This is a genomic window from Enterobacter sp. 22466 (assembly GCF_052044775.1).
Lineage (GTDB): Bacteria > Pseudomonadota > Gammaproteobacteria > Enterobacterales > Enterobacteriaceae > Enterobacter > Enterobacter dissolvens.
In genome coordinates this window covers 197438-210765 of record NZ_JBQENX010000010.1, presented here as the reverse complement: position 1 = coordinate 210765, position 13328 = coordinate 197438, and the positions used below count along the sequence as shown (strand labels likewise).

Genomic DNA, 13328 nt, shown 5'->3' with positions numbered 1-13328 from the left:
CGAAATGTTTTATAACAGTAAGCGTCGGCATGGTTCGAGCAATCATATGTCACCGACAGAATATGAAAACCAGTATTATCAACGGCTCGGAAGTGTCTAGATTATCCGTGGCGATTCAGTTCCTAAATTTATTCGGCATAAAATGATAGATTGAATCTACTTTTATGGAGTATGACTATGGCGAGTTGGCTCAGCGAGAATGCTACTTCTATCATTTCTGCTAGTTCTGCATTGATAGGTGTAGGAATAACTGGATTGATTAATTTTTTTGTAAGCAAAGCGAATGCTCGAACTGCAAAAGAAGCAAGAGACAGTCAGAATCAATTAGAACGATGGAAAACAAATCGTGAGTTTTACATTAATAAAGCGGAGGAATTATTTACCCTATTTGATAGATGGCATGAATCGATTTATCAACTTTATCTTTTAACAGTTTGTAGAACTACCGGGACAAAGACAGTAGAGCAGGTTAACGACGAATGGAATACTTACGCTGATAAGTCTATACAGCCACGTATTCACGCTTTGCTCACTCTTTATTATCCTGAACTTGCTCCGGCTTTTAGAGAGATGACAGAGATAAATTCAGAAATAATGACTAACTTTGCCAAGTGCGTGTCTGATAACTTAAGTCCTAGCGAGTACAATATATCCTCGCTGAAGCACATGGAAATAATAAGGCAGGGTAGCCTAGCGTTTAAAGAAAAATTAGCAAAACAGACACAGCAGCATTTATGATTGTTTAGGACGGTTTTGTATTGCCATCACCACGTTTTTTACGGTGATGGCTATTATCAGCTTATCACCAAATTACTTGAAACCATTCTCTTTGATCATTTCTTTCAAATCATCCCAAACGTTGTCAGGGATTTGTGCTGGGTAAACCATATTTTTAAGTAACTCAATGACTTCAGCAACTGTTGTCCCAACTGCTGCTTGACTGCCATTCGGGATATCGTGTCCGTAAATAACGCCAGTGTACGCTTGGCCACTTACTTGTTTGTAATCAACCATGTAACCATCTTTCATGCTGAATTCCATACTATCTCCTTATTTATGATAACTAATTCATTTGTTGAAAGGGGGGCGCTTAAACAGTTATTTACGGCACTTTTTAAAAAACCTTTAGGATTTTCTTTATGGCAAAACCGGACTGGGGCGAGCTTCAGCAACGGTTCCTGTCCGAACATGCTGCAACCGGCGTATCACCAAAAGAATGGTGTGAAGCGCAGGGACTGAACTACGCTACCGCACGTCGATATATCAAAAAACCTTCTGCGCAAACTGCGCAAAAACCTGCGCAGAAAAAAATGCGCACTGCGCAGAAAGAAAAAAGCGCAGATGAGCTGGTGGACATACAGCTAAGCGCAAAGGTAAAGCGCTTTATTGCTGAATACCTGAAGGACAACAACGCCACCGCCGCCGCTGCACGCGCTGGTTATAGTGACCCAAATTACGGTCGTCAGCTCATAACGAATCCTAACGTTGCGCAGGCTATTGCGCAGCAGCAAAAGGCCTCCATTGTGCGCGCTCTCGGGAGTGCCGATGAGGTACTCGAACAGATGTGGCAGCTCGCCACTTTCGATGCAAACCAGCTTTCACAGTATCGTCGCGGCGCGTGTCGTTACTGCTGGGGCACCCCCACTCAGGATTCCCGAGACATCATCAACGCTGCGGTAAAGTGCCTGGACAAAATCTGGAAAGATGGTCACCGATATCAGAAAGCGGGCATCATGCTTGGGGATTTTTTCAGTCAGGGCGTTGCCCAGCTCAATTTGTTTGACGAGAACGCCCCACGCGCTGGAAGTGAAAGGTTGATGGAAGTGCTGGATCATTTGAATGCGAAAGATGGAAAGGGCACGCTCTATTTTGCCGGGCAGGGCGTACAGCAACAGTGGCAGATGAAGCGTGAAATGTTATCTCCACGCTACACCACAAGGTATTCAGACCTTCTTAGGATTCGATGATTTTGATTCTTAGGTCCGCTATGTGCCAGGAGCAGACGTTCATATGACCAAGCAACCACATATGCCCGGTCATATGCACTATCTACACTACGGTTATCTTGACGTCAGATATTCTTGTTTTTATGCCCATGCTTCTGATATTTCAGTTGAACGGGTAACAATGGCGTGTTGAGGCAGGATTTTGTCAAGTATAAACAAATTGGTGTCATGATCTGGATCGGCGCAACAATCACCCGCAACCACCAGTCGGTAATCCAGGTCAAAAGCTTGCCCGACTGTAGAAAGCACCACGCCACTGGTGGTCACGCCGGTAAGGATCAAAGTTTCAATGCCTTGGGCGCGAAGAATCATCTCAAGTTCGGTAAATGAGAAAGCGCCGACTCTGCGTTTAACAATGACGGCCTCATTCTCTGCGGGAGCGACTTCAGGATGAATAGCCGTGCTCTCATTGTCAGCCATAAACATTCCATTCTCTTTAATCGAAGAGAAGATAGTGTTGTTTTTGCTGACCTCTGGATACCCTTTGCGGAATCCGACACTGATATAAATGACCGGTACGGCTGCTGCGCGCGCAGCTGCTATCAGTGATGCGGTATTGCGGATAACGTTTCCAGCGATTTCTTGCGGGAGAAAATTGTTAAGGATGATCGTTTGAAAATCCATAACCAGCAGAGCGCTGTTTTTATTGATATTACTGAGTTGATTTGACATAAATTTTCCAAATTTGTAGCTGAAGGCTAATGAAGTGAGTCAGCGCGTTGCTGACTGGCGATGTATTTTAAAGTTCCAGGCAGCTCCGGCTAGCAGGATACAGCTGGTTGCCAGAAAGACGGCTCGCATCCCGATATGCCCGCCGACAAAACCACCTATCAGCGGCCCGATGAATTGACCGGCGAACTGCGTGGCGACGGAATAGCCAAGGATGCTACCCACCATGCCTTCTGGTACACGGTGACGTATGACTGCCGCAATACAAGGCAACAAGCCGCCAAGCGCCAGCCCCATGAGGAAACGCAGGGCAATCAGTTGCCACCCGGAGGTGACAAAAGCCTGCGGGATGAGCAACAAACCGGCCGTAGTCAGCGCCAGCGTGATAATGCGTAAATGTCCTATTCTGTCTGCCAGTTTACCAAGCCAAGAAGCTGAGATAATGCTGCCCAGGGCCGCGGCTGCCATCACATATCCCGCCACTTTCGTTATCTGAGAAGCGTCGATGACGAGTGTACGCACATAGACCGTGATAATGGGTTCTATTGACATATTGGCCAGCATCAGCAGCAGACCGGTACAAAGCATACAGACAATCACAGAGCGGGCAGGCAATTGGGGCCAGCTCACCCGCGTTTTTGCCGCAGCATCCTCGGGCTTTTGTACCGCTTCGCGGATGAGAGTCAGGGTCATGATAAAGGCCAGAAAAATCAGTGCGCCTGCACAGAAAAATGTGGACCGAATACCAATCAGCCCCGGTAGCCATCCCCCGGCAAGGGGGCCTACAAGATTGCCAGCCATGACACCGGATGAAACAATCCCTAGTGCCCACGCTGCACGTTTTCTGGGAGCCTGGACCGCAATAAGAATTGTTGCGCCGGATGAATATCCGCCAGCCAGTCCAACCAACAATCTCAGACCGACAAGTTGCCAGATATTTGTCACTAACCCCATCAGCGAAACCGTAACCGCCATGCCCAGACTGGCTCTCACGAGCATCGATTTTCGTCCATATCTGTCACCAAGTCTTCCCCATACTGGGGCGATCAACCCGGCAGTGATAAACGTTGCGCTGAATGCCACGCCCGACCATTGAACAACTGCTGCATGCCCGTGAACACCCAACTCTTCAACATATAATGGGAGGAAAGGCAGCATCAGAGTCATTGCGAAGACGGTTGAGAACGAGCCAATGAAGCAAACGATCAGATTTCGCTGCCAAAAGCTGTTATAGAATTGGGTCATGAAAGTACCTTTTCTTGGTATACCAAATTGGTATACCATATAGATTATGCATTTTACTGTCAATTTGCGGGAGAACATTGCCGTTATGAGTCAGGCATCAGAGGTTGAAAACCAGTTACGAAAACAAATTCTCAGCATGGAGCTGGGGCCGGGAGAACGGTTGACAGAGCGCTGGGCAGAGGCGACGTTTAACGCGTCCCGGACACCTGTCCGAGCCGCATTACAAAAGCTGGAGTCAGAAGGGCTGGTATGTCGCGACGGGATACGCTGGTTGGTGGCACCGATCGATATCGCGGAAGTTGAACAGCTGTGTATTTATCGGGAAGTACTCGAAGTTGCGGCATTAAAACTTTCAGCCAGCCAAATGACGGAGGAACAACTCAGTAGTCTGGAAACCCTGCTCAAAGAGACAGATGCTGATGCAACTGAAGAGACTATGGACGATGCAGGAACACGATTCCATCTACAGCTGGCCCGCCTGTGTCAGAATGCGTTTATTATCGAAGGGATAAGCGATGCTCTGCGCCGGCTTTCACGGGCACGATGGCTTGACAAAGCGCCGTCGAATCCCGCCTGGGAGGATCATTGCGAAATATTTGCTGCGCTTCGCTCGCAGGATACTGAGAAAGCAGCAGAATTACTCGCAATTCATCTTAGTGAAAGCCGCCAACGCCTTCTCGAATCTATCAGCTCAAGCAGACGTAGCCTGAGGGCGAGAGGTATTGCTATAACCTGACGATGTGGGGCGTTTTGACTACAAGATAAAAAGGTCTGCTCATCGCTAATTTCGGACGTGCCAGGTCTCTTTTACCTTTTATTGTGCTGCCTCGATTAGCTCCGCCCCCTGATTCTTCACATTACCCACGGCGCGCGTAACGGCGTGCCAGATAAATTTGTCGGCCGGCACGGCACCGTTGGTCGCTATCTCTTCAGCTTCTTTCCCGCCGATATCCTGGCGCATCCACTCGCGCGCCGCTTCAGGTGACAGAACAAGCGGTCTGCGGTCATGGATATCCACCAGGCCTTTGTCGGCTGCAGACGTTACTATCAGAAACCCTTCCGCTTCATCGCCGCGTTCGAAAGGCGTGCAGCCGATCGCCGCCATGAATATGGGCTGGCCGTCGGCACGGTGAATGAAGTAGGGTTGTTTCTTATCACCTTCCTTCTTCCATTCGAACCATCCATCCGCAAAGCAGATCGCACGGCCATGCTGCCAGAGGGGCTTAAACATCCTGCTGGTTGCCGCGGTTTCGACACGCGCATTAATCAGTGGCGGTTTATCCCACCACCCGGGTGCGTAACCCCAGAAAACAGGATCGAGGTGCAACTGCTCGTCTCGTTCGCTCAACAGCAGGACTTTAGTACCGGGAGCTACGTTGTACCGACCAATAGGTTCAGGGTCGTAGGCAATGTCACGATCAGCTCCGTCGGACAGGTAAGCCAGATACTCTTCACGGGTTTGAGCTTGTGCAAAACGTCCGCACATGATTACCTCCAGTCTTCAAACTGAAAGTATAGAAGAAACGAAGAGGGGCGGAATCGTAGCTCCAACAGCCCATGTTTCGATTGAGACTGTTGGAGCAAAAAAAACAATGTGTACAAATTTGCGTATTAAAACTCAAAATCGATAGCGGATTTAATGTCTATCGCTTTGATTTTAAATGAAAATCTATGCCGCCCTATAGCCGCTATCGTAAGGCATACCATTCCTTATGCTTCAACGGGTTGGCCATTGCACCCAAAATATCGGAAATCACGTTAACAATAATCACCAGCGAACCAATCACCATCACGCCGGCCGATATGGCAGCGTAATCCTGCTGACGAATAGCGTTAATCAGCCAACGTCCAAGACCCGGCCAGCTAAAGACCATCTCGGTGATCATCGCCAGAGTCAGCATGGTCGAAAACTGCAGCCCAAGACGCGGGATGACCGGCGGGAGCGCGTTGTGCAGGACATGACGACGCAGGATCGTCAGGCGAGAGAGTCCCCGCGTGGCAGCCGCTTTGACATAGTTCTGATCAAACACGTCCATGGTGCTCAGGCGCATCAGACGGATGACTTCTGTGGTGGGTGCCACCGCAAGTGTCAGCACCGGCAATACCATATGACGCAGGGCGCTGACGATCATTTCATGACGCCAGACGGAGTCAGACAGCCATGCATCTATAATGGCAAATCCGGTTACCGATTTAACCGTGTAAAGCAGATCAAAGCGGCCCGATACCGGCAGCCAGCCCATCGTCAGCGAGAAGAACATCGTCAGCAACAGCGCCAGCCAGAAGACCGGGATAGAAAAACCGAGCAGGGCGAGGGCGCTGATAAATTTATCCTGCCATTTGTTGCGATAAATCCCCGCCAGCATGCCTACCGGAATACCGACCATCAGGGCGAAGCCGAAGGCCAGAATACAGAGCTCCATCGTGGCCGGAAAAACCTCTTTCAACTGCTCAGAGATAAGCTGTCCGTTGATACTGGAGACGCCAAAATCCCAGTGCAGCAGGCCGTTAAACCAGAACAGCCAGGCATCCCACAGCGACGACCCCTGAAGCGGGGCGTGCGGCGTAAAATAGCTCAGACTGAAGCCAACAAAGGTCAGTAAAAAGAGGGTCACCAGCAGCAACAGGAGTCGACGCAAGGTAAAAATAATCATGGTTTTTTCACCTCTTGTTCTTTTTCGCGGGCAACCCCGGCGAAGGAGGCGTTGCCGAACGGGCTCAACACCAGGCCTTTAATATCGTAACGATAGGCCTGCAGACGCAGGGAAGAGGCCAGCGGCAGCACGGGCAGATCCTGAGCCAGGATCTTTTGTGCTTCATCATAGGCATCAATGCGTGACGAGAGCTGTTGTGACGCCAGTGCTTTTTGCAGTACGGCGTCGAACTCACGGTTACACCAGTGAGCGTAGTTGGTCTGCGAGTTTATTGCCGCGCAGCTCAGTAACGGACGGAAAAAACTGTCCGGGTCGTTACTGTCGGTCGCCCAGCCCGTCAGGGTTAAGTCATGGTTCATGTCCATTAACCGTGCTTCCTGGAAACGCCCCTCAACCGGTACGATGATCACTTTTACCCCTACCTGCGCCATATCGGCCTGCAGCAGCTCGGCGGTTTTCAGCGGGCTTGGGTTCCAGGCCTGAGAGCTGGTCGGCACCCAAAGTTGCAGCGTCAGGTTTTCAGCCCCCAGGGCTTTAAGCTGTTCGCGCGCTTTTGCGGGATTGTATTCGGTGATTTTGGCTTCACCGTCATACGCCCACGAAGCGCGCGGTAAAATAGAGGCAGCGGTTTCCGCGGTGCCGTAATAAATCGACTGCATCAGACGCTGGTTGTTAATGGCCAGCGCAAGCGCGTGACGGACGGCCGGGTTATTCAGCGGCGGCTTATCGGTGTTAAAGGCGAGGTAGGCAATGTTCATGCCCGGGCGCAGCGTCAGACGCAGGCGCGGATCGTCACGTAAAATGGTGAGCTGACTGGCGGCAGGCCAGGCCAGCACGTCGCATTCGCCGGTCAGCAGTTTCGACAGTCTTCCCGTTCCGCCAGAACCCAGGTCGACCACTACCTGCGGCATCAGCGGCGTGCCGCGCCAGAAGTGCTCATGGCGCTGCAGACGAATGTATTGCCCGGCGCGGTATTCGGCCAGCTGGAACGGACCGGTGCCCACTGGCTGGCGGTCAAGCAACTCCTGACGATCCTGCTTGTTCAGCTTTGCCGCGTACTCAGCAGACATGACGGACGCATAGTGGGTGGCCAGATGCCAGAGGAAAGAGGCATCCGGGCGCGTCAGAGAAAATTCGACCGTCCGGTTATCCAGTTTACGCACGCTTTTAACGGTGTCGGCAAACTGCAGGCTGTCGAAATAGGGGAAATTCCCCCCGTTGACGTTATGCCACGGATGATTGCGGTTGAAGATCCGCTGGAACGTAAAGACCACATCGTCTGCATTCAGTTTGCGCGTAGGGGTAAACCACGGCGTATGCTGAAACGCAACGTCATCACGCAGACGGAAACGGTAGGTTGCGCCGTTGTCCAGCACTTCCCAGCTTTCCGCCAGTTCAGGAACCAGACGGTAGGTGTACGGATCAACATCAAGCAGACGATCATAAAGCTGAGCGGCAAGGGTATCCACAATCAGGCCGCTGCCCGCTTTCTGCGGGTTGAAGGTATCAACCTGACCGCTGACGCAATAGACGAAGCCGCTGTCACGAATATCAGGCTGCTCAGCCGGTTCGGGCGCAGCAAAGGCTAGGCTACTGAACAGACTGAGTGCAAAAAAGGACGATAAGACCAGACGCATAATTTTTAAGGTATTGTATGTTAAGTGGCTATCTTACTAATATTAAACGAAATTATCCAGTATCGTTTATCCCTGAGGGCATCCTGGGGGCAGTAGCGCTTGCAGTCGCTCATTCAGCATACCAACCTGATCGGCGTTCATACCGACTCTCCACTTTGAATATACCTCATTAACCATCTTAGCATTTTCATGCCCTGTCTGACTCGCGATAAACGAAGGATTCGCCCCGACAGACCGTATGCGGTTAGCAACTGCGTGCGTGATTTGCTGATGGAACTCACGGCAGACATCTTCCCGTTACCTCGCGATGCGATATTGAGTGGGCAATAAAACCCCATAATAAAGTGCGCGCTGTTTATCCTGTGCAAGCAGGATGCGATAGCGTGAATTATTATTGAGGCGATGAATTACAATAAGAAATATTCACTAAACGTATTCTTGTTTAATTAATGGTTGCGTTGCGAGTAACGTTGATTTATATACTGATCCTCTGATTCTGCAATTTGGCAGGGCGAAAGGAAAAAAGAATAAAATGAATCGTCATAACATCTAAGAAAATTACAGTTTTCTGTTGGGGCATACCGATTGGCACTGCACCTGGTTGTCTGCTTTTTTATATTTATTGTTAAATCTTTTTCATCATGAACGTCTCGCGTCTTTCTCATGGCATGAGAATTGACCAAAACATCAGAGGGTTAGGGGTGATTGAACCTTTGGGGCTAATTAAGAATTTTGCACGCGTTCGCACACGCATATTCGTGACGATTGCGTTTTTCTCATCGGTCATAAATATGCTGATGCTGGCACCATCTATTTATATGTTGCAGGTTTACGATCGCGCGCTGTCATCCGGGAATACCACAACGCTTTTTATGTTGACGCTGCTGGTGTTATTTATGTTTGCCGTCATGGCACTCCTTGATTACGCGCGTGGCATCGTTATCATCCGATTGGGTAATCAATTTGATAATGCGCTTTCGCCTGCACTCTATACCGCTGCATGTGAAAGTAATCTCGTTAAGCACAGCCCGAATGCCGGGCAGGCTATTAGCGACCTCACCGTTATACGCCAGTTTGTTACCGGCCCGGCGTTATTTGCGGTTTTTGATTCCATTTGGTTTCCCGTGTATCTCGGCGTTATTTTCCTTTTTAACACGTGGCTCGGGGTGTTCTCGCTTTCAGGCGCATGTCTGCTGCTGGCCCTGGCGTTTATCAACGAAAAAACGACGCGTCAGCTTTTGAATGAAGCGGGGGGGTATGCCTTGATCTCAAATCACCAGGCTAACAGCACCTTACAATCTGCCGAGACGCTGCATGCCCTGGGGATGACTGACAACGTTAAGGCGCGCTGGTGGCGTGGGCATCTTCAGTTCCTTTACTGCCAGAGTGCGGCCAGTGAACGCGCTGTATTGATGTCTGCCATCACCAAAACCGTACGTATGGCGCTTCAGTCCCTCATGCTGGGGCTGGGCTGCTGGCTGGCGATCCTGGGAGACATCTCGCCGGGCATGATGATCGCGGGGTCGATTTTGCTCGGAAGAGCGCTTTCACCGGTGGAACAACTCATCAGCGTGGCGAAAGGCTACCGGTCAGCTCGTCTGGCATGGGAACGCGTGGTTCGTCTGACGGGAGACTTTCCCCCGGCGCAGGAGAGCATTCGCCTGCCGGCAGCGCAGGGAGTGCTCACGGTGGAAAATGTCACCGTTTTCCCTCCGGGAAACCCCCGGCAGCCCATACTGCAAAACATCACTCTGCGGGTAAACCCGGGTGAGGTGCTGGGAATTGTGGGAGCCAGCGCATCGGGGAAATCCTGTCTCGCCAGAGTGTTGTGCGGTGTCTGGCCTGCCGGAGAGGGGGATGTCAGGCTGGATGGGGCGGATATTTATCAGTGGCAGAAGCAGAAGCCGGGTCCCGGAATCGGCTACTTGCCGCAGGACGTTACGCTTTTCACGGGAACCCTCGCTGAGAATATTGCCCAGTTTGGTGAGATTGATTCAACACAACTGATCGCCACGGCAAAGATGGCCGGGATCCACGACATGATTTTGCGTATGCCTGACGGGTATAACACCCTGACCGGCGAGCAGGGTATGGCCCTGTCGGGTGGGCAAAAACAGCGCATTGGCCTGGCCCGGGCGCTGTACGGCAACCCGGCACTCGTGATCCTTGATGAGCCCAACGCTCACCTCGATGAATCCGGTGAGCAGGCTTTGCAGCAGGTTATCCGGCAGCTTCGGCAGCAGAAAAAAAGCGTTGTCATCATTTCTCATCGTCCGGGAATATTGCCGCTGACCAGCCATCTGCTCGTCCTCGAAGGCGGAAAAACCAAGCTTTATGGCCCAACGGCACAACTCTTACAGCAGTCAACTCGCCCGGTAAATAAGACAAACAGCGTCCCTGCTGAACAAGGAAAAGCCCATGCATAATAGCGATGCGCAGAAGACGCCCCTTGTTGACGTCGTTCCGTTTGTCCGCCTTGGCTGGGTAGTGTTGCTGGCAGGTCTGGGATCTTTCTTGCTCTGGGCGGCACTGGCGCCGCTGGATAAAGGTGTTGTTTCCACCGGAACCGTGGTGGTGGACGGCTACCGTAAGGCCGTACAGGCAACGACAGGCGGTGTGGTGACAAGCATCGCCGTCAAAGAGGGGCAGACGGTACATAAAGGCGACCTGCTGGTGCTGCTCAGCCAGCAATCGACGCTCGCCCAACTCTCCGCTGCGCGCCAGCATTATCTGACGTCGCTCATTGCTGAAAGTCGCCTGCAGTCTGAGCTGGCGGGCATGCAAACGCTGACCTTACCCCCTGAGACAGAAGACGAAGCCCTGCGGGATGCGATCGAGCCCATTGTGGTTCAGCAACGCCAGCTTATGCATGCCCGGCAGGAAGCGCTGAAAAATGCTCAGGAAAACGATGCTCAGGCCATCGCTGGGCTGGCACGTCAGCGCGATTCGCTTGCCAGAACCTGCGAGACGAAAGCGCAAGGGCTTGCGTTGTTAAATCGTCAACTCAAAGACCTGAAGCCGCTGATGGAAGAGGGCTATTTCCCTCGTAACCGCTTCCTCGATATCCAGGTGCAATCGGCGTCTCTGGCGGGCGAGGTGGGTGAAACCCGCAGCAAAATCGTAGAGTTAGGGAATCAAATAGCCCAGCTCAAACGCGGCATGCAGCAGCGGTTGATTGACAACCGGAAAGATATAGAAACGCAAATTGACCAGCTTCGCCTGCAGGTCAGCGAGAGCAAAAAACAGCTGACGCTCTCCGGTGTCGATCTCTCCCTGACCCGCGTCGTCGCACCGCAGGATGGCGTGGTAATGAACCTCGCGCTTGCCAGCGACAGGGCGGTGGTAAGTGCCGGAGAGCAGCTACTGGAAATTGTCCCGCAGGCCTCCCCCCTGATTATCGACTCGCAGATTGACGTCGCCCTGATCGATAAAGTCCATAAGGGCATGCCCGTTACCCTGATGTTTACCGCCTTCAACCAGCAAAGCACGCCGAAAATTCCGGCCCGGGTAGCGCTGGTGTCAGCGGATCGCCAGACCGATCCCACGACTCAGCAGCCGTACTACAAGATTCAGATCGCCGTTACGCCGGAGGGGATGAAAAAGCTGAAGAGCGAGGAGGTTAAACCGGGCATGCCAGTAGAGGTCTTTATAAAAGCCGGAGAGCGCTCGTTGTTGAGCTATCTGTTGAAACCCATCATGGATCGTGCGTCGCGGTCGTTCATCGAGGAGTAATGATGTTTACCGCTAAATTCATACCTGTTGTGTATCTGCTCGCGCTGATGACGTCCTTTTCAGCAGCTGCGCTGACCCTGACCCAGGGCTGGTTCATGGCGCTGGACAACGATCCGCAGTACCGCGCTGCCGTGAAGGATCAGCTTGCCGGAGAAGAGTACATTCCTATTGGCCGTGCCGGGTTACTGCCAAAAGTCAGCGTAAGCTACCAGCGCGCACCGCGTAACTGGCAGCGGCAGCAGTACCAGCAGACAAATTTGTTGGGGGAGCGTTCTGAGGTGGTGCAGCATCAACAATATGACAGCTATTCGGGATCGGTTACCGTTGTTCAGCCGCTGTTTGATTACGATGCCTACGCGGGATATCGCATCGGCATCATCAAAAAAATGCAGTCTGATGAACGCTACCGAAGCAGTCTGATAGATCTGCAAAACCGTTTCATTACCGCCTGGCTGGATCTTACCGAGGCGCATCAACGGCTTCAGCTTGCGGCTCTTCATCGTCAGGGGCTGGAAGAGCAGAAAAAGCAGGCTCAGCGACAGTTTGAGGCCGGTGAGGGCGCAGTAACGGATGTCACAGAGACCGCCTCTGCGCTCAGTCTGGCGATTGCGGATGAGGTGGAGGCGCGCGATACGCTGGATACGGCTAACGTTGCGCTATCGGCGATCGTGGGCATGGATCTTTCGCAGACGGCAGCGCTGCCGATACTCGGTGAAAAGCCCCTTAAGCTGCCACTGGCATCAAAAGACTATCGATACTGGGAACAAAAGGCGGCCGCGCGTAATCCCGATATCCTCTCTGCGGGGCACAGCGTGGAAGAAAAACGCTATGAAATTGAACGCAGCCGCGCTGGCGCGGTTCCCCGGATACAGCTTTACGCGATGCATTCGGAGAACGACTCAAGCAACGACAATACCATTCACCAGAAATATCGTACCGACAGCATAGGTTTGCGCGTCAGCATGGATCTGTTCTCCGGGGGCGGCGTTTCCGCCTCCATTCGTCAGGCGGCGGCCCGCTATGAGCAGGCAAAATATCTTCATGATGCACAGCGGCTGGCGACCTACAGCGAAATTAAAAAATCCTTAAATAAATGCCTCCATGCGTCAGAGCGCCTGGCTGCCTATGCTTCCGCGGTGGAGGCCGCCAGGCGACAAATTGAAGCGACGAAAAAAAGCATTCAGGCAGGTCAGCGCATGAATATCGATTTATTAAATGCAGAACAATCTTTCTATAAAACCAAAGTTGAGCTTACTGCAGAAAAACATGCTGTCATCAAGGCATGGGTCAGTTTGCTCGCGCAGACGGGCGAAATAAACAATGATAACGTTATGTTACTTGATTCGTATTTTGCTCAATGATTGTTGATAATAAACAGAGGGACG

The 13328-nt window shown here is 51.7% G+C and carries 11 protein-coding genes and 1 pseudogene; 6 read left to right on the top strand and 6 right to left on the bottom strand.

What is annotated here, in order from left to right:
• Positions 1–177: 177 nt before the first annotated feature.
• Positions 178–738, top strand: coding sequence for a hypothetical protein (locus ACTJJI_RS22320; RefSeq protein WP_440655574.1), 561 nt, complete (start codon positions 178–180; stop codon positions 736–738).
• A 72-nt stretch (positions 739–810) separates the two neighbouring features.
• On the opposite strand, the gene ACTJJI_RS22315 is transcribed toward ACTJJI_RS22320, so the two are convergent.
• A complete protein-coding gene (locus ACTJJI_RS22315) occupies positions 811–1041 on the bottom strand; it encodes a hypothetical protein (RefSeq protein WP_440655572.1) in 231 nt (76 codons plus the stop codon).
• A 98-nt stretch (positions 1042–1139) separates the two neighbouring features.
• On the opposite strand from ACTJJI_RS22315, the gene ACTJJI_RS22310 reads away from it, so the two are divergent.
• The gene (locus ACTJJI_RS22310; RefSeq protein ID WP_440655570.1) at positions 1140–1967 is read left to right on the top strand and encodes a DUF4113 domain-containing protein; all 828 of its coding nucleotides are present in this window, start codon (positions 1140–1142) and stop codon (positions 1965–1967) included.
• Positions 1968–2071: 104 nt separating this feature from the next.
• Here ACTJJI_RS22310 and ACTJJI_RS22305 read toward each other — a convergent pair.
• Positions 2072–2630: pseudogene (locus tag ACTJJI_RS22305) on the bottom strand (cysteine hydrolase family protein).
• 87 nt (positions 2631–2717) lie between these two features.
• Complete coding sequence (locus tag ACTJJI_RS22300) at positions 2718–3920, bottom strand: MFS transporter (protein WP_440655569.1); 1203 nt, start codon at positions 3918–3920, stop codon at positions 2718–2720.
• 85 nt (positions 3921–4005) lie between these two features.
• Between ACTJJI_RS22300 and ACTJJI_RS22295 the strand changes: the two genes are divergently transcribed.
• On the top strand, positions 4006–4656 hold the full coding sequence (locus ACTJJI_RS22295; protein ID WP_440655568.1) for a GntR family transcriptional regulator: 651 nt from the start codon (positions 4006–4008) through the stop codon (positions 4654–4656).
• Positions 4657–4734: 78 nt separating this feature from the next.
• Here ACTJJI_RS22295 and ACTJJI_RS22290 read toward each other — a convergent pair whose 3' ends face one another.
• The 3 genes from ACTJJI_RS22290 to sapA form a co-directional block, all read right to left on the bottom strand.
• Positions 4735–5406, bottom strand: coding sequence for an SOS response-associated peptidase (locus ACTJJI_RS22290; protein WP_440655567.1), 672 nt, complete (start codon positions 5404–5406; stop codon positions 4735–4737).
• A 202-nt stretch (positions 5407–5608) separates the two neighbouring features.
• On the bottom strand, positions 5609–6574 hold the full coding sequence (gene sapB, locus ACTJJI_RS22285) for a putrescine export ABC transporter permease SapB (protein ID WP_014832146.1): 966 nt from the start codon (positions 6572–6574) through the stop codon (positions 5609–5611).
• A complete protein-coding gene (sapA, locus tag ACTJJI_RS22280) occupies positions 6571–8211 on the bottom strand; it encodes an ABC transporter substrate-binding protein SapA (RefSeq protein ID WP_196372408.1) in 1641 nt (546 codons plus the stop codon). Before sapA ends, sapB begins: the two co-directional genes overlap by 4 nt.
• A gap of 668 nt (positions 8212–8879) precedes the next feature.
• Here sapA and ACTJJI_RS22275 point away from each other — a divergent pair.
• The 3 genes from ACTJJI_RS22275 to ACTJJI_RS22265 are packed head-to-tail and all read left to right on the top strand — an operon-like array spanning position 8880 to position 13304.
• Positions 8880–10637 carry a type I secretion system permease/ATPase gene (locus ACTJJI_RS22275; RefSeq protein WP_440655566.1) on the top strand — a complete coding sequence of 586 codons (1758 nt, stop codon included), beginning with the start codon at positions 8880–8882 and terminating at the stop codon, positions 10635–10637.
• Positions 10630–11943, top strand: a complete 1314-nt coding sequence (locus ACTJJI_RS22270) for an HlyD family type I secretion periplasmic adaptor subunit (RefSeq protein WP_440655565.1) — start codon at positions 10630–10632, stop codon at positions 11941–11943. Before ACTJJI_RS22275 ends, ACTJJI_RS22270 begins: the two co-directional genes overlap by 8 nt.
• Positions 11943–13304: a TolC family outer membrane protein gene (locus ACTJJI_RS22265; RefSeq protein ID WP_440655564.1), complete on the top strand. Its 1362-nt coding sequence runs from the start codon at positions 11943–11945 to the stop codon at positions 13302–13304. Before ACTJJI_RS22270 ends, ACTJJI_RS22265 begins: the two co-directional genes overlap by 1 nt.
• The last annotated feature ends 24 nt before the right edge of the window (positions 13305–13328 follow it).